Below are 16,931 nucleotides of genomic sequence, written 5' to 3'. Positions count from 1 at the left end.
GTGGCACATGCTGCGCATGGCTTTCGCATTTGTTCTGCAACTTACGCTGCTGGTTGGCGCGGTGCAGGCCCAGGAGGCGGCTGTACCAGCGCCTGCGGACCGCAGCGCCACAGGTGGTGCGCAGACGCTTGAAGATATCCTCGCCCGGCAACGCGGCGAGAAACTGGATGACTCCTTCCGCCGCGACGCAACCGGAGACCCGGATGCGGCGGCAGGGATTTCCCAACAACTTGGCACCCTTGGAGGTGTCTCCGACCCCGAGGTCTGGCGCCAGGTGCGCTATGGTTCGGCCGAGGTTACCGTCTCTGCCGGGGGCGAGGTCGCCAGCGTCCTGATGCAGGATGGCGGCATGACCTGGCTTTCTTTCCGCGAGGGGCCGCTGCGCCAATACGGCGGCTGGCTGCTGCTGGGCACCCTTGGGGCGCTGGTGGTGTTCTACATGCTGCGCGGACGTATCCCCGTCGACGGAGAGCTGACCGGCCGCACCGTCACGCGATTCAAATTCATCGAACGGATGGCGCATTGGACATTGGCCGGATCCTTCATCCTGCTGGGGATCACCGGCCTTCTGACCCTGTTTGGCCGCGCCTTCATCGCGCCCTATCTGGGCAAGGATCTGAACTCCTTCCTGCTGATCTATGGCAAATGGCTGCACAACTCGGTCGCTTGGGCCTTCATGGTAGCTCTGGTATTGGTCTTCGTGATGTGGGTGATGCACAATATTCCCAACCGCACCGATCTGGTATGGATCCGTCAGTTCGGCGGCATCATCGGCAACAAGCACCCGCCCGCGAAGAAATTCAACGCAGGCCAAAAGGTGATCTTCTGGTCGGTGATCCTGTTCGGCGCCTCGATTTCGGTCTCGGGTCTGTCGCTGCTGTTCCCCTATGAGCTGCCGCTTTTTGCCAAGACATTTGCGGTGCTGAACGACATCGGTCTGCCGCAGTGGGTCGGGCTTGGCACCCTGCCGGAGCAGTTGTCTCCGCAAGAGGAAATGCAGTTCGCCCAAGCCTGGCACGCGATTATGGCCTTTGTGCTGATGGCGATCATCATCGCGCATATCTACATCGGCTCGGTCGGGATGGAAGGCGCCTATGATGCCATGGGATCGGGTGAGGTGGATGAAGCCTGGGCCCATCAGCACCATTCGATCTGGCTGGACGAGGTGCTGGAGGAAGAAAAGGCCAAGGATGCCGGACGCGCCAAGGGCGCCACACCGGCGGAATAGCCTCTGGGGACCTGCGGCACCATGCGTTTCCTTGCCAGCTTGAGCCTTGTTGCAAGTCTTTGCGCCGGAGCGGTTTCGGCGCAGGGCTTCACCACGCTCAAAGGCCACGGCGGCCCCGTGATGGGGCTGGCGACCGCGCCCTCGGGGCAGGTGGCCAGTGTCAGTTTCGACAATTCCGCGGCCCTGTGGCAGGACCGGCAGCCTCTGTGGCTCGAAGGTCATGATGCGGCAGTGACGGCGGTGGCCTTTGCCGGGGCAGGGCGTCTGGTGACGGGCAGCGATGATTTCACAGTCCGCCTGTGGGACCCGGATGGCGGTGTGCGCCTGTTAGGCACGCACAGGGGCAAGGTGCGCGGTCTGGCGATTTCGCCCGACGGGCAATCGGTTGCCTCGGCCAGCTGGGACGGCAGCGTCGGGATCTGGCCGCTGGCAGGCGGTGCGGGGCGCAACCTCAAGCTCGGCAGCGGCGTGAATGACGTGGCCTTTGGCCCCGAGGGCAGCCTCTTTGCCGCCACCATGGATGGCGGGGTGTTGCGGTTCGATGCAGAGCCGGGCACAGCGCCGCGCCCGCTGGTGCAGCAGGGGTTTGGTGTCAACCGGCTGATCGTCGACGCTCGGGCAGGCTGGCTGGCCTATGGCGCGGTGGACGGGGTGACCCGCATCATCGACATGGAGAGCGGCGCCCCGATTGCCGATTTCACCCTCGACCGTCGCCCGATCCTGGCGATGGCCTATCACGCATCCACCGGCCAATTGGCGGTGGGGGATGGTCATGGCTACATCATGATGATCGACACTGGCAGTGATGGGAACGGCTGGCGCATCGCCCGCGATTTCCGTGCCACGCGGCAGGGGCCGGTCTGGGCCCTTGCCTTTTCGCCGGATGGCAACACCATTTGGGCCGGAGGACTTGATGATGTGGTCTATGGCTGGCCGGTGGCGCTGATGAATGAATTCGACCCCGCGATGGGGCAAGAGCGTACATTCCTGCGTCCGGCCGACAGCATGCCCAACGGCGAGCGGCAGTTCATGCGCAAATGTTCGATCTGCCACGCGCTGACCGGCGGGGAGAGCCGCAAGGCCGGACCCAGCCTGCACGGGCTGTTCGGACGCCGCGCCGGAACGCTGCCGGGATACCGGTATTCGCCGGTGCTGCAGGGATCTGATATCATCTGGAACGACGACACGATCGATGCGCTGTTCGATCTGGGACCGGACCACTACATTCCGGGGTCGAAAATGCCGATGCAGCGCATCACCGCCGCCGAGGACCGCAAGGACCTGGTGGGTTTTCTGAAACACGCAACGCAACCGGAGAAGTGACAGGATGAAAGCGATGTTTGCAGGCTTTGCGGCGATTGCCGTGATCGCCGTAGGAGCGGATCTGGCTCTGGATCGCGCAGGATTTGCCGCGGATGAGAAATTCGCAGGCCAAGCGGTGCGCCTGGATTGAACCAGCCCGTCATCTCTGCCGTCCCGCGCGATGAATACGGCGAAAACCTTGCCGGTGCTTCGATCCTGGTGATCGATGACGAACCGGGTATGCGCAATTTCATGACCAAGATCCTCAGCCCGCGTTGCAAGCGGGTCGAGCAGGCGGCATCGGCGGCGGAAGCCTCCGCAATCCTCGATCAGTCGCATTTCGATCTGGTGATCCTCGACAATATCATGCCGGGCAAGACCGGGCTTGAATGGGTGCAGGAGCAGCGCCGGGTGGGGCTGTTTGCCGATACCATTCTGGTCACCGCCTATGCGGATCTGGAAACCGCGATCATGGCGCTTCGTGCCGGGGTGGCCGATTTCGTGCTGAAGCCGTTCCGGGCCAATCAGATCCTCAATTCGGTGGCGCGGGCGCTGGACCGCAAATACCTGCGCCGGGAAAACTACCTGCTGAAACACGAGTTGTCGGCCGAAGGGTCTGCGGCGCGGGGGCGGCTGCTGGGCAAATCGGCGGCCATCACCCAGGCACGCGAGATGCTGACCCGGCTGGCGCCACTGCCAACGCCGGTGCTGTTCACCGGCGCCAGCGGCACCGGCAAGGAAATCGCAGCGCGCACGATGCATTCGCTGTCGGATCGGGCGCAGAAGCCGTTTGTAGCTGTCAATTGCGCCGCCATCGCCCCGGACCGGATCGCGCATGAGCTGTTCGGCGTTCTGGACGAACAGGACCGGCGCCGAGACGGGTTGTTCCTGCACGCGGATGGCGGCACGCTGTTCCTCGATGAGGTGGCGCAGATGCCCGATCAGGTGCAGGCGGCGCTGTTGCGGGTGCTTGAGGACCAGCGGGTGCGCCCCGTCGGTGCCGAACGGGACATCCCGCTGAACCTGCGATTCCTTTTTGCCACCAATGCCGATCTCGAAGAGGCCGTGGCCGAGGGCCGGTTCCGCGCCGATCTGTATCATCGCATCAATGTGGTGAAGATCGAGATGCCCCCGCTGCGCGAGCGGATCGAGGATATCATCGAACTGGCAGCGCTGTTCATGGAGCAATTCTCGGCGACGCTTGGCATGCCCGCGCTCGAGCTGAACGAGGAAACCTTGCTGAAGTTTTCCCGCTATGACTGGCCCGGCAACGTGCGTGAGCTGCGCAACCTGATCGAACGCTCGGTCATTCTGGGGGAGTTCCCGGAAGAATTCTCTGGCAAGGGATCGGTCACCGGCCCGGCAGCAATTGAAACGCTGGATCTGGTGACCCAGCGCCACATCATGCACATGCTGGACGCCTGCGATGGCAACCGCGCCGAAGCCGCCCGTCGCCTGGGCGTATCGCGCAAGACCATCGACCGAAAATGCGCCTCCTGGGGGGTGTAAAGAGGTTTAAGGACTGGCCGGAAGCGCCGTTTCAGTCGCGGCGCTCCGGCAGCCAGATCGCAAAGGCGGCGCCGCCCTCCTCGCGGTTTCGCACCGTGATGATCCCGCCTGCATGCTGGATCAGGGTCTGGCTGATCGACAGGCCCAGCCCGGTGCCTTCGCCCGGTTTGGTGGTGTAAAACGGGTTGAACACCTCTGAAATGTGATCCTCGCTGATGCCCGGGCCGCTATCGGCCACTGTCAGGCAAGCCCCCGGCGTGCCATCGCGCTCTTCTGCCTTGAGTGTCAGGGTCAGCGTGCCGGTTTCCTTCATCGCCTGCGCCGCATTGATCACCAGATTGATGATCACCTGCTGCAACTCACCGGGATCAATACGTACCGCCGGGGCGACATCGAAATGACCATCGACCACGATGTTATGCTTGCTGAGCACGTGATCCACCAGCACCAGGCAATCGGTGACCACATTGGCGATATCGACGCTTTCCTTGAAGGTGCCGAATTCTGAAGGCCGGGCGAATTGCAAGAGCTTGCTGACGATGGCGCCGATCCGCATGACTTGATTGTCGATGAGATCCAGCTCGGTCTTCACCTCCGCTGCACCCGGTCCCAGCGTCATCCGCATCACGTCGACATTGCCCTGGATCACCGCGACCGGGTTGTTGATTTCATGCGCGACCCCGGCGGTGATTTCCCCGATCGAGGCCAGCTTTTCGCTCATCACCAGCTGTTTGTAGGTGTCTTCCAGTTTCTGGTTCGCGGCCCGCAGTTCCGCGGTGCGCTGATCGACGCGGGCGTTCAGCTCTCCGGCCCATTCGCGCAGCTTCTGATCGCGGTCCTGCAACTGGTCCAGCAGGGTATCAAGGTGCGATGCCACCTGTCCGATCTCGTCGCGGCTGCCCACATCGCCATTGCGCGCAGTGAGATCGCCACGCTCCACCCGTTTCATGGTCACGGTCATCCGCTCCAGCGGTGAAAAGATGCCCTTGGCCAGCCACAGGAACAGCGGCGCCGACAGGGCCAGAACCATCAGGAAGGCGCCGACAATGGTCCAGTACGCCTCGGATTTGGCCGCCATATAGGGCGCTTCGAGGAAGCCGACATACAGCATCCCGACCCGTTCTCCGAAACTGTCGGTCAGCGGCAGATAGCCCGAGATATACCAGTCGTTGACCACAAAGGCGCGGTTCAGCCAGGTGCGGCCCTCCTCCAGAACCACGCGGCGCACCACCGCCGAGACCCTTGTGCCAAGGGCGCGCACGTCTTCGAACAGGCGCACATTGGTCGACACCCGCGTGTCCTCAAGAAACAGGGTGGCGGTGCCCTGCCGGTTGCCGCCGTCCTCGTCGCTGAGATAGACCAGCGCGTTCAGCGTATCGATGAAATCGAGGTTGCGGTTCAGCAGGAGCCCGCCGCGCAGCACCCCGTTATGGCCGGGCATGATCACCGGGGCGGCGGTGTGCACCACCATGCCGCGATCCTCGACCTTGCGGGTGGTCGGCGCGGCGGCTTCTGTTTCGATCAGGGTGATATTGGCGCGTTCCTGCAGGGCAGGGGAGAGAAGGGACAGATCATCAGAGGAGAAAATGTCGATCTCCGAGGCCAGCTGTCCGGTGGCGGCCGTGCGGATCACTGGCCATTTCTGCTGTGGCCCTTCCAGTTCGGCAAGCGGCAGATATTCAAGGAAATCGAGCTGCAGTTGTTGTCTGCGACTTTCAAGAAGTCGGTTCACCGCCTCGGAGCCATCGTTCAGCGCGGCCTGAAAGGCGGTGGATTGCGCCAGGTTCAGCATGCTGTTGGCGGTGCCGGTCTGCAGGTGGCCCAGATATTGCTCGGCGATGCGCAGGTCGCTGTCGACCTTGGCAATCAGGACGGCATCATAATCGGCATTCCAGCGGGTCATTGCCAGAATAAGCATCAGCGGCATCAGCACGCTGAGCGGTAACAGCGCCAGCAGCAACAGGCGTAGCCGAACGGATTTCAAGTTGTGCCCCTCCCATGCCGGGCGATTGGTGTCCGGATCACGCCCGCATCACTGTGACACCTCACGGGGCAGTGGGGCAAGGGGGCGTGCCCGGGTCGTGGCGTGGCTCACGGTGCGGTGATCTGCCCTGTTCTTCGGTTTGTGTCTTACGCCGGAACGGGTTTTCCCGCCCAGTCAAAAACCATGCCGCTGTTCTCGGGTGACAGCCCCGCGATCACCCCGGCCAGACAATCCGCAGCATAGGCGGGCGTGAACAGCTTGCCTTCGGGCACGGCGCGGCTGAAGGGGCGGGACAGATCAGTGTCTACGGTGCCGGGATGCAGGCCTGCACAGACGAAATCGGGATTGAGCCGAGCCATTTCGATGGCGTAGTTGCGCAGCAGCATGTTCAGCGCCGCCTTGGAGGCGCGATAGGCGTGCCAGCCGCCTAGCCCGTTGTCCGAGATCGAGCCGACCCGCGCCGACAGCGCCGCAAAGATGGTGCGCCGGTCCCTTGGCATCCGTGGGATCAGGTGACGCGCTGCCATGGCCGGACCAAAGGTATTGACGGCAAAGACCTGTTCAAACGCAGACAGGCTTTGCTGTTTCAGGGATTTTTCGGGCTTTAGCGCGGTTCCGTCCGACAGGATTCCAGTGGCCAGGATGATCAGATCGGGCGCCTCCAGCGCGTCAGCCAGCGCGATCAGACTGGCCTCATTTGTGACATCGGCCGCATGGGGCTTCACCGGACCGGCGGCGGGTGTGTCCCCTCGACGGGATACGGCGTGCACGGTTTCGACATGGGGCTGGGCGGCGTAATGCTGCACCAGCGCCGCGCCGATACCGCCGCTGGCGCCGAGGATCACAACCTGTTTCGGGGGCGTGTGTGTGGGCATCAATCCCTCGCTACATCAGTTTCAGGAACAGGCGGCGCGGCAGCAGGCGGCCAAGGGTGAAGACCCAGGAAAACGGCGCTGGAAAACTGGTGCTGAAGCGCCGCCCCTGCATGGCGCGCAGGCAGCGTCGGGCGGCGTCTTCCGGCTCAAGGATCTGCGGCATCTTGAATTGGTTCTTCTGCGTCAGCCGGGTGCGGATAAAGCCGGGGTTGATCACCTGCACCCGCACATTGCTGCCGCGCAGATCAGCCTGCAGGTTTTCCCCCAGATGCATCAGCGCCGCCTTGGAGGCGCCATATCCGATGGCACCCGGCAGGCCGGTGAACCCGGCCAGCGAACCGATCAGCACGATATGGCCACTGTCCCGGCGGCAAAACTGCGGCACGATCTGCCCCAGTACCCGCAACGCGCCGGTGAAATTGACCGCGCACATGGTCTCGACTGCCTCCGGCTGCCAGTCCTGCGCGCTGAGCGGATCATAGGCCCCGGCGCAGTAGACCACACCGTCCACAGGCCCCAGATCTGCAATGGCGCGGATCACATCATCCGGGTCCGTCACATCCATAGGCAGCGCCCGGGCATTGGACAGGCCGTCGCAAAGGTGCTGCAGCCGCCCGGCATTGCGGGCGGACAGGATCAGCCGGGCGCCCGCGCCGCCCATCTCCTTGGCCAAGGCCCGGCCGAGCCCTTCGCTGGCGCCGACGATCCACCAGGTCTGCCCTTCGAACATCTCAGCCCTCCGCCGGGCGCATGGTGGCGATCAGCTCGGCGACCTTGATGCCGAACTTGCGCATTTCCGAGCGGTTCAGAATGGTGCCGTTGTCCATCAGGTACATCCAGTCGGTGACGTCCAGCACGTGGCCTCCGGCATCTTCGGGCAGACGGATGCGATAGGTGAGCCGCACGGTGGCGCCCATCTGCTGGCCCTTGCCCTCGCCGATGATATCGTCGGCGGTGGCGGTGAAATGCCCGTCCTCGCCAATGGTCAGATACCATTTGCGCGCCTGGGTGCTGCCATTGGCATAGGCGAAATTCTCGCTCAGCGTGCCGGTGGCGCCGTCCCATTCCCCGTTCATCCGCGCAACAAAGCGCGACACAACGCGTCCGCGCGGCCCGTAGATCATGCCTTCGGAGATCAGTGTGCCGGAAAGGCGCTCCTGAATGTCAAAGGCGGGGCCGGTGTCTGCGTAATGCGCCAGCCGCTGGGCGCGAAAGCCAAATCCGGGCCGCCAGAGGGCGAGCACAAGCACGGCAACAAGAAGCAGGAGAACCAGTTTCATGACAAGGAGACCTCTCGCGGCAGGCGCATCACCAGGGCGATCGCCAGCAGTTTGATAAGACAGGGCAAAACGGCATAGGCCAGGGTCAGCGCCATCAGGGCGCTGGTATCATTGGGGCCGCCGGGTTCAAATCCGCTCAGTTGCAGCGCGGGCAGCAGGATCACCGCCGCGGCGGCTAGGGACAGTTTGGCGGCGAATGTCCAAAGGCCAAAGGCCTGCCCGCCGCGTAGCCCGGCCCGCGCCAGCGCCGTCGAGAACAACACCGGCAGGATCACCATATCCGCGCCAAGGGCGGCCCCCGATCCGATGCAGATCGCGGCAAAAGCCCAAGCTGCGCCTGCGGGCAGGAGTGCTGCCCCGCTGAACGACAGGATGGCCAGCGCCATGGCCGGAACCAGTACCTGCCGGGCGCCATAGGCAGCGCTGGCCCGGGTCCAGATTGGCACCGATAGGCCCGCCGCCAGAAAGAACAGGATCAGGAACGGTCCGGCGAGGTCCGGCAGCGCAAGTTTCTCATCGACAAAGAACAGAAACAGGGTCGAAGTCATCGCCACAGGCAGGCTGTTGACCAGGGCAAGCACCAGAAGGCGCAGGCCCCCGGCGCGGCGCAGGGCGGCCCAAGTGACCGGCGCCTCGGGGCTGCTGGGAATCTGCCACAGCGGGCGGGTCAATGCCCAGACGCCAACGCAGATCAGGGCCAGCAGGATACCAAAGGCGGCATAGCCGCCACCATTGGCCCCGGCCTGCTGCAAAAGCGATGGCGCCAGCGCGGCGAGGATGATCCCGGCCAGCGTGCCGCCTTCGCGCCAGCCTGCCAGCCGGATCAGTGCCTCAGGCGATCCCGCCAGGCTGGTGCTGTGGCCATAAAACAGGATGGTCCCCAGGCTGTAGGCGCTGAACAGCAGCACCAGTGCGGCGATGAGCCAGACCAGCCCACCCGCGGCGGGTATCAGGGTGTAGAGCATCAGGAACCCCGCTGCCATGCCAAGGCAGGCGAGGGCGGCAAAGGCGCCGCGCGCATGCTCATACCGGTCAATCAGCCAACCAAGCGCTGGATCCTGCACGAAATCCACCACCCGGATCACCGCCAGAATGGCGCCAAGGGTGGCAAGGCTCATCCCCAGCTCTGCCGAGGCATAGCGCGGCAAATGGATATAGAGCGGCAACCCCGCTGCCGCCAGCATGAGCGCAAAAAGACTGATCCGGACTGCGTGCATCAATCGCCTCGCAGCCGCGCCGACAGACGCGCCGAGCGGCTGTTGTCCGAAAGCCAGATGCCAAGGAAGCGCTTGCGCAGGTCTGGGTGACGGATGGCGCAGGTCTGCTGCCCGTTGAGATGCAGAACCAGACTGTCTGGCTGGGTTGATACAGCCGTGAATACATCACCGCGCGCCACATCGCGGAAACAGCTGGCAAGTTTTTGCATCATCGCGGCCTGATCCGCGCGCGGCCCTTCGATCCGCTGGATCTCGACGCGGGTGGACTTGGTCAGATCGTCCTGCGAGATGCTGCGGAAATATTCGATCTGCAGGGCCAGCGGCTGGCGCCAGCCAAACCGGGACTCCCCCTCTGTGTGCAGGCTGGCGCGGTAGATCGGCAGACCCAGCCAGCGGACCATGACGGTGCCCAGCTCAACCGGCTGCGACAGGCCAAAGCCGCGCAGGTTTGCCGCTGCCGCGCCGGGCAGCAGCAGCGCCGCGATCAACAGCGCGGCGGCCAGAGGCGGGAACCGTTGCTCAGGCATGGGTCAGCTCAACCTGCACTACATCGGTCTGGCCCACGGCAAAGGAGCCGGCGCAGATCTCCAGATAATAGCGCCAGTTGCGCAGGAAGGCCGCGTCATAGCCCAGCTCCATGATCCGGGGCGCCCGTTTCGCCAGCTGCTCGGCCCATGTCCGGCAGGTGCGGGCATAATCTTGCCCAAAGGCGAAGGAGTTCGTCACCTGCAGCCCGGCCTGCCGCGCCTGATGGGCAATCACCGCATCCGACAGCAGCATGCCACCCGGAAAGGTGTACTGGCGGATATAATCCGAGGAGTTGCGGTAGATGTCGAAATAGCTGTCCTGCACGGTGATCGCCTGAATGACCGCCTTGCCGCCCTCTGCCAGACGTGCCTTGACGGTCTGGAAATAGCTGGGCCAGTAGCGCTCGCCCACGGCCTCGATCATCTCGATCGAAACGATATTGTCGTAGGTGCCGGTGGATTTGCGGTAATCGCACAGCTCGATCGAGGCGCGCCCGTCCAGCCGCGCGTCGGCATAGCCGTGCTGACTGGGCGAGATGGTCAGCCCAGTGACATCGCGCCCGGCATCGGCGGCGCGTTCGGCGAAACCGCCCCAGCCGCAGCCTATTTCCAGCACCCGCTCGCCCCGTGTCAGCCGGTTCAGCACCCGGTCGTATTTGCGGTTCTGCGCACGCTCCAGATCATTGTCGCCGGGGGCAAACAGCGCCGAGGAATAGGTCATGCCGCTATCGAGCCAAAGTTGGTAGAACTCGTTCCCGACGTCGTAATGCGCCTTGATGTTGCGGGCCGAACCACGGATCGAATTGGCGCGCAGGATCTTGTCGACGGCGCGGAACTTCAGCCCGCTCCAGAAGCTCGGGTAGGCGAAATCGCCAAAATAATCGAGGTTCAGGATCGCCACCTGGATCAAGGTTTCGATGCTGGAGGTCTCCCACATGCCTTCGATGTAGGTTTCGCCCAGCCCGATATCACCGCGCGCGGCCATGGCGGTGACGGCGGCCCAGTCGAACAGCACCATGTCTGCCGCCGGAGCGCCGCTGCCGAAATCATGCACTTCGCCTTCCGGGGTGGTCAGGCGCAGGCTGCCCTTGCGGATCTGGGCGCAGCTGTCGAGAAAATCGCGTTTTACGCGGTTGGTAATGAAAAGCATCAGCTGACCTCCTGCTTTGGGGGGAGGGGGCGTGATCTGTATGGCGCCCCTTTGAGTTTCAGTTTCAGGGCCTGCCAATGGATCAGGGCGATGGTGCGGAACGCGCCAAAGGGCCGCCGTAGGGCCGCCCGAAGGATCGAGCCGTTGCTGAGCTGTCGCCGCCGCCCGGTCAGGGTGGCAATCACGCCTTCAGCGCCATGTTCCAGCGCAATGCGGATGGCGATCCGGTCCGGGCGGATATCGTAGTGGAACCGGTAGTCCCCCGCGATCTGCTGGAAGGGCGAGACGTGAAAGATCTTGCTGGCGGTGATTTCGTCACCGGCCGCAATCGGCGCAAACCCGTCAAGATGGCACAGGTAGCTGTGACGGTCGCCAAAGGTGTTGGAGACCTCGGCAATCACCGCCCGCAGCGTGTCACCCTCCATCGCCAGCCAGAAGCTGACTGGGTTGAAAGTGTACCACAGGAATCCCGGTTGCGTCAGCAGCAGAATCTGAAGGCCGTCCAGCTCCAGACCGGCCCCGGCAAAGACCTCTTGCGCCCAAGGCAGGCCGCGCCCGGCGCCCGGCGCGCCGCCATGGTTGCGGTCATTGACCGAAGACAGGTTGAAGCCATTGCGTGAGAACAGCCCCGGCCGCGCCTCTGACAGCGGGTCGATCAGCACGTAATCGACACCATAGCGGAAGGCATTGCGGATGCCGCCGCGGCGCGCGTGGCTGGTGTGGCCCGCGATATGGTCGGGCCAGAGGGGAGCGGGGCTGTCGCTCATGCCAGCACCTGCGCCAGGCTGCGGGCGTCGATGCCGCGGGCGACGCGCACCGCGCTGGCAAATCCGTCCTCGTGGAACCCGTGGCGCAGATATGCGCCCGCGAACCAGGTGTTGTTGTCGCCCTGGATGTCGTGGATCTGTTTCTGGGCGCGGATGGCGGCCTGATCGAACACCGGATGGCGGAAGGTGTTGGTGTCATAGATCGTCTCGTCACGCACCGGACTGACTGGGTTCAGCGAGATGAACAGCGGATCACTCTCTGGAATGTTCTGTAGCCGGTTCATCCAGTAGGTCACGCCGATCGCCGGGCGGCTGTCCTGCGCCGCCGCCTTGTAGACCCAGGAGGACCAACAGGCGCGCCGTTTCGGCATTTGCCCGGCGTCGCGGTGCAGGATTACCTCGTTATCCTGATACCGCATATTGCCGAGGATCATCTCTTCCTGCGCGGTGGGAGAGGACAGCAGCCGCAGCGCATCGTCGGAATGGCAGGCCATGATGACCTGATCGAACTCCTGCGTTTCGCCATAGGGCAAGCGGATGGTGACGCCTGCCTCGGTGCGGTCCACCGCCTGCACCGGCGTGCCGGGGCGCAGGGTGCAGCCATTGGCCTTTAGATGCGCCTCCAGCCTGCGGACGTATTCGATGCTGCCACCCTTTACCGTCCACCACTGGTGCTGCCCCGTGGCGCTGAGCAAGGCATGATTGCGGAAGAACTGCACCAGCGACCGGGCCGGAAAGCCACGGATTTCCTCCATCGGGGTGGACCAGATCGCGCCGCAGATCGGCATCAGGTAATAGCGCTGGAACCAGTCGCCAAGGCGAAGCTCGTCCATCAGCTGACCGATGGTGACATCGTCACTGCGGGCGGTTTCGACCGCGCGGGCGTTAAAGCGCAGGATGTCGCGCACCATGCCGTGAAAGGCCGGGCGGGCCACGTTACGGCGCTGGCCGAACAGGGATGTGAGGCTTTTCAGCCCGTATTCGACGGCGCCGTCGTCAATGCTGGCGCCAAAGGTCATATCGCTTTTGATGATGGGCACATCCAGATCGCGGAACATCGCGGTCAGATGCGGATAGTTGACAAAGTTGAACACGATAAAGCCGGTATCGACCGGCTGGGTCCCATGCATCCCCGCCTGGACGGTGCGCGCGTGTCCGCCAAGGCGCGGCGCGGCTTCGAACAGGGTCACGTCATGGCCGGGTGCCAAACGATAGGCGGCGGCGAGACCAGAAATGCCACCGCCAACAATAGCAATGCGCTGGCGACGTAGGGGTGGGACATCAAATGACATGTGTTCTCCGTTTCTTTTCAGGGAGTACGCCGCCATTCCCGGGCCGGATCAAAAGTTTTCGCCTTCTTGGGATGAAATCGAAGCGATGCGTTCGCGCAGAAAAAATTCTGGTGGCTTTTGATCCAGTCGCAGCGGCGCCACGTAACACTGGCATGTTGGAACTTGATGCAGATCCCGCTCTTGATGCGCCCGAGCTACCGGTTACGGTAGGTGAGGTGACCGCCGATGCGCGGGAAAGGAAACAAGTGGATACCAACAGCTTTTCTGAGCAGACCCTCTGGATGCTTGCGGTGCGGGACCAGCGGGACCGGGCCGCCTTTGGCTTGCTGTTCGACCACTTTGCGCCGCGGCTCAAAGGGGTGATCTGCCGCTCGGGCATTTCGCAGGGTCAGGCCGAGGATATCGTGCAGGACGTGATGCTGACGGTCTGGCGCAAGGCACACCTGTTCGACCCGCAGCGGGCGCAGGTGTCGTCCTGGATTTACCAGATTGCGCGAAATCGTCAGATCGATGTGATCCGAAAGGAACGTCGCCCCGTACCTGAAGAGCTGAAGCAACCCGAAGAGGTGCAGGAAGACGCGGCGCAGATCGTTGCCCTGGAGCAAGAGACGTCGCGCCTGAGGGAGGCATTGAAGCGGCTGAAGCCCGCACAACGCGAGATGGTGGAAAAGGCTTACCTCGGGGAGCTGAGCCATTCGGACATCCGCGCTGAAACGGGGCTGCCGCTTGGCACGATAAAATCCCGCATCCGGCTTGGACTGGAACGGTTGCGGCACGAATTGAAGGGAACTGAAACCTCATGAGCAGCATCACCCATCATATCCCTGATGAGCTGCTGATCGCCTATGCCTCGGGGAGCCTGGAACAGGCTTTCTCGCTGGTGCTGGCGGCGCATATCTCCATGTGCGACGAGTGCCGCGCCCGGCTGGGCGCGCATGAGGCGGTTGGCGGCGCCATGCTTGAAAATGCCTGTGGCACCGAGGCCGGAGTGGCTGTGTCGGCGGATCTGAAGGCGCGGCTTCTGGATGCGCTGGATGACCCTGTTGAGCCCGCGCCCCCGGCCTATCACCGCTCGGGTGTGTTTCCCGGACCGGTGATGGAGGCGCTGGGCGGGCTGCCCCCGAAGTGGAAACCGCTCGGCATGGGGGTGCGCCAGTCGATCTTGTCTCATGGCAAGGGCGGCAGCGTGCGATTGCTATATATCCCCTCGGGGCAGGCGGTGCCGGACCATGGTCACAACGGGCTGGAGCTGACGCTGGTGCTGCAGGGCGCGTTCCACGATGAAACCGGACGTTTTGGCGTCGGCGATGTAGAGATTGCCGACAGCGATCTGGAGCATACCCCGGTGGCCGAAGAGGGCGCGGCCTGTATCTGCCTGGCTGCCACTGACGCGGCGCTGCGGTTCCGTTCCTTCATCCCGCGTCTGCTGCAACCGGTGTTCCGGATCTAGACGGGCAGATCAGATATCTCCGCTCGGTTGGGCGGATTGAGGCAAGGGCCGCGCATCGCGTGGCCCTTTTTGCGTGTACCAGTCAGGGCGACGCATATTGTTGTGAAGGTACACCTCTGGACTTTGATTTTGATATTTCATATATCACTATACTCATATGGAATCCCCATAGTGTAATTTCAGGTATGCTTCATGATTACCGGCCCCCAGATGCGCGCGGCGCGTGCCCTTCTTGGTATTGATCAGAAAACCCTCGCGGAACGCGCCGGGCTTTCGGTGCCGACGATCCAGCGCATGGAGGCCAGCGCGGGCAACGTCCGGGGCGTGGTCGACAGCCTGACCAAGGTGGTCACTGCGCTGGAGCAGGCGGGTATCGAGCTGATCGCCGAAGGCGTGCCCAGCACGGCTGGCGGGCGCGGTGTGCGCCTGCAATCTCCACCCCAGACCCCTTAAGATCCAAATCCGCGACGGCGACCGCCGACGTTATGCCGACGATCCCGCCGCACACCAACCAAAGGTGCGGCCCAGATGAAAGACCAGACCAGCAGTGCGCATGAAGCGCCAAGCTTTGCAGAGCTGTTTACCCCGAAACTGATTACCGTGCTGCGCGAAGGCTACGGTCTGGCGCGGCTGCGCGGCGATGCCATTGCCGGGCTGACGGTCGCCATCGTGGCGCTGCCCCTGTCGATGGCCATCGCCATCGCCTCCGGGGCGACCCCGGCGCAGGGGCTTTATACGGCGATTGTCGGCGGCTTTCTGGTCTCGCTGCTCGGAGGGTCGCGGTTCCAGATCGGCGGCCCGGCCGGCGCCTTTATCGTTCTGGTCGCCGCAACGGTGGCGCAGCACGGGATCGAGGGGCTGGTGCTGGCGACCTTCCTGTCGGGGTTGATGTTGCTGGCGGTGGGGTTCCTGCGGCTGGGCACCTTTATCAAGTTCATTCCCTTTCCGGTCACAGTGGGCTTCACGGCGGGGATCGCGGTGATCATCTTTGCCAGCCAGATCAAAGAGCTGTTCGGGCTGACCTTGCCTCATGAACCGGGAGAGCTGCTGGAAAAACTCCCGGCGCTTTGGGAGGTGAGGGGCAGCATCACCCCGGCGGCGCTGGGCCTGTCGATTGTAACCGTTGCGGTGATCCTTGGCCTCAAAAGCTGGCGGCCGCATTGGCCCGGCATGCTGATCGCAGTGGCGCTGGCGGCGACGGCCACGGCATTTCTGGCACTGCCGGTGCAGACCATCGGCACCAAATTCGGCGGCATTCCCGCCTCGTTGCCTGCGCCGCGCCTGCCGGATCTATCGCTAGCTCACATTCTGGCAGTGCTGCCCTCTGCGGTGTCCTTTACCCTGCTGGGGGCCATTGAATCGCTGCTGTCGGCAGTGGTGGCCGATGGCATGACCGGGCGCCGTCACCGCTCCAATTGCGAGCTGGTCGCGCAGGGGGCGGCCAATATAGGTTCCTCTCTGTTTGGTGGCTTTTGCGTCACCGGCACCATTGCCCGCACTGCGACCAACGTGCGCGCCGGGGCGCACGGTCCCATCGCTGGGATGTTGCATGCGGTGTTTTTGCTGCTGTTCATGCTGATCGCGGCGCCGCTGGCCTCCTACATTCCGCTGGCGGGGCTGGCCGGGGTGTTGGCCGTGGTGGCGTGGAACATGATCGAGCGGCCCGCCATCGCCATCCTGCTGCGCTCGGGCTGGGGCGAGGCGACGGTTCTGGTCGCGACCTTCTTCCTGACCATTTTCCGCGATCTGACCGAGGCCATCGTTGTCGGTCTTGCCCTGGGGTCGGTGCTGTTCATCCAGCGGATGAGCCGGGCAACGGCGGTGTCGCGGCATACGCCATTGGTCGGGCGGGACGAGGCCGATAGCGCGGATGGGCGCGGCGAATACCACGAAGAGCAGGCGGCGAACCCGGATGTCGTGGTCTACCGCATCACCGGGGCACTGTTCTTTGGTGCCACCGCCTCGATCGGGTCGGTGCTGGACCGCATTCAGGATAGCCACAAGGCGCTGATCGTTGATTTCTCGGCGGTGCCGTTTCTGGATTCAACCGGCGCCAATATGATCGAAGGACTGGCGCATAAGGCTGAAAAGCAAGGCGTCGCCCTGTGGCTGACAGGGGCGGGGCTGGATATCCGGCGCGTCTTTGCCACCCATGGGCTGAGCCACCCGCTGATCCATGACGCGGTCAGCGTGGAGGCGGCGCTGGCCACGATCACAGGCGCCGCCGACGAGGCCCGCAAGGCTGGGTGATCTGCGGTCTATACGGCACGAAAAAGGGGCCGCTGCGTGCGGCCCCCGTGCAATCCCACCCGCCATGATCTGCCGCGTGGGTCAGTGATTGCTTGGTCTT

The 16,931-nt window shown here is 63.7% G+C and carries 17 protein-coding genes; 8 read left to right on the top strand and 9 right to left on the bottom strand.

Features of this window, described 5'->3' with window-relative positions:
• The first annotated feature begins 7 nt into the window (after positions 1-7).
• Genes SM766_RS06110 through SM766_RS06095 form a run of 4 tightly spaced genes read left to right on the top strand, consistent with a single transcriptional unit; the run spans position 8 to position 4,039 of the window.
• A complete protein-coding gene (locus SM766_RS06110; protein WP_368947240.1) occupies positions 8-1,228 on the top strand; it encodes a formate dehydrogenase subunit gamma in 1,221 nt (406 codons plus the stop codon).
• A gap of 21 nt (positions 1,229-1,249) precedes the next feature.
• Positions 1,250-2,551: a c-type cytochrome gene (locus SM766_RS06105; protein WP_368947239.1), complete on the top strand. Its 1,302-nt coding sequence runs from the start codon at positions 1,250-1,252 to the stop codon at positions 2,549-2,551.
• Positions 2,552-2,555: 4 nt separating this feature from the next.
• Positions 2,556-2,681, top strand: coding sequence for a hypothetical protein (locus SM766_RS06100; protein ID WP_257784210.1), 126 nt, complete (start codon positions 2,556-2,558; stop codon positions 2,679-2,681).
• A complete protein-coding gene (locus SM766_RS06095; RefSeq protein WP_274827663.1) occupies positions 2,678-4,039 on the top strand; it encodes a sigma-54-dependent transcriptional regulator in 1,362 nt (453 codons plus the stop codon). Before SM766_RS06100 ends, SM766_RS06095 begins: the two co-directional genes overlap by 4 nt.
• Positions 4,040-4,070: 31 nt before the next feature.
• Here SM766_RS06095 and SM766_RS06090 read toward each other — a convergent pair whose 3' ends face one another.
• The 9 genes from SM766_RS06090 to SM766_RS06050 all read right to left on the bottom strand — a co-directional run bounded on the left by SM766_RS06090 (position 4,071) and on the right by SM766_RS06050 (position 13,131).
• Entirely contained in the window at positions 4,071-6,023 is a 1,953-nt protein-coding gene (locus tag SM766_RS06090) for a sensor histidine kinase (protein ID WP_065272597.1), read from the bottom strand.
• Positions 6,024-6,169: 146 nt separating this feature from the next.
• Positions 6,170-6,898, bottom strand: a complete 729-nt coding sequence (locus SM766_RS06085; protein ID WP_368947238.1) for an SDR family NAD(P)-dependent oxidoreductase — start codon at positions 6,896-6,898, stop codon at positions 6,170-6,172.
• A 10-nt stretch (positions 6,899-6,908) separates the two neighbouring features.
• A complete protein-coding gene (locus tag SM766_RS06080; protein ID WP_368947237.1) occupies positions 6,909-7,628 on the bottom strand; it encodes an SDR family NAD(P)-dependent oxidoreductase in 720 nt (239 codons plus the stop codon).
• 1 nt (position 7,629) lies between these two features.
• The gene (locus SM766_RS06075; protein ID WP_368947236.1) at positions 7,630-8,178 is read right to left on the bottom strand and encodes a DUF3833 domain-containing protein; all 549 of its coding nucleotides are present in this window, start codon (positions 8,176-8,178) and stop codon (positions 7,630-7,632) included.
• Positions 8,175-9,395, bottom strand: a complete 1,221-nt coding sequence (locus tag SM766_RS06070; RefSeq protein WP_368947235.1) for an MFS transporter — start codon at positions 9,393-9,395, stop codon at positions 8,175-8,177. Before SM766_RS06070 ends, SM766_RS06075 begins: the two co-directional genes overlap by 4 nt.
• Positions 9,395-9,922 carry a chalcone isomerase family protein gene (locus tag SM766_RS06065; RefSeq protein ID WP_274827667.1) on the bottom strand — a complete coding sequence of 176 codons (528 nt, stop codon included), beginning with the start codon at positions 9,920-9,922 and terminating at the stop codon, positions 9,395-9,397. Before SM766_RS06065 ends, SM766_RS06070 begins: the two co-directional genes overlap by 1 nt.
• Positions 9,915-11,072 carry an SAM-dependent methyltransferase gene (locus SM766_RS06060; protein ID WP_065272603.1) on the bottom strand — a complete coding sequence of 386 codons (1,158 nt, stop codon included), beginning with the start codon at positions 11,070-11,072 and terminating at the stop codon, positions 9,915-9,917. The genes SM766_RS06065 and SM766_RS06060 overlap by 8 nt, the downstream gene beginning before the upstream one ends.
• Positions 11,072-11,839, bottom strand: a complete 768-nt coding sequence (locus SM766_RS06055) for a DUF1365 domain-containing protein (RefSeq protein ID WP_368947234.1) — start codon at positions 11,837-11,839, stop codon at positions 11,072-11,074. The genes SM766_RS06060 and SM766_RS06055 overlap by 1 nt, the downstream gene beginning before the upstream one ends.
• A complete protein-coding gene (locus SM766_RS06050) occupies positions 11,836-13,131 on the bottom strand; it encodes an NAD(P)/FAD-dependent oxidoreductase (protein ID WP_368947233.1) in 1,296 nt (431 codons plus the stop codon). Before SM766_RS06050 ends, SM766_RS06055 begins: the two co-directional genes overlap by 4 nt.
• Positions 13,132-13,283: 152 nt before the next feature.
• Between SM766_RS06050 and SM766_RS06045 the strand changes: the two genes are divergently transcribed.
• The 4 genes from SM766_RS06045 (at position 13,284) to SM766_RS06030 (ending at position 16,831) form a co-directional block, all read left to right on the top strand.
• Positions 13,284-13,934, top strand: coding sequence for a sigma-70 family RNA polymerase sigma factor (locus SM766_RS06045; protein ID WP_065272605.1), 651 nt, complete (start codon positions 13,284-13,286; stop codon positions 13,932-13,934).
• Positions 13,931-14,581 carry a ChrR family anti-sigma-E factor gene (locus tag SM766_RS06040; RefSeq protein WP_274827672.1) on the top strand — a complete coding sequence of 217 codons (651 nt, stop codon included), beginning with the start codon at positions 13,931-13,933 and terminating at the stop codon, positions 14,579-14,581. Before SM766_RS06045 ends, SM766_RS06040 begins: the two co-directional genes overlap by 4 nt.
• A 192-nt stretch (positions 14,582-14,773) precedes the next feature.
• Complete coding sequence (locus SM766_RS06035; protein WP_368947232.1) at positions 14,774-15,034, top strand: helix-turn-helix domain-containing protein; 261 nt, start codon at positions 14,774-14,776, stop codon at positions 15,032-15,034.
• A 75-nt stretch (positions 15,035-15,109) separates the two neighbouring features.
• Positions 15,110-16,831: a SulP family inorganic anion transporter gene (locus SM766_RS06030; protein ID WP_368947231.1), complete on the top strand. Its 1,722-nt coding sequence runs from the start codon at positions 15,110-15,112 to the stop codon at positions 16,829-16,831.
• Positions 16,832-16,931: the final 100 nt, after the last annotated feature.

The sequence above is a fragment of the Pseudophaeobacter sp. A-200-2 genome, assembly GCF_041008815.1.
Taxonomy (GTDB): Bacteria; Pseudomonadota; Alphaproteobacteria; order Rhodobacterales; family Rhodobacteraceae; genus Phycobacter; species Phycobacter gallaeciensis_A.
The sequence above is the reverse complement of the archived record's forward strand: the minus strand, read 5'-3'. Positions and strand labels throughout refer to the sequence as shown.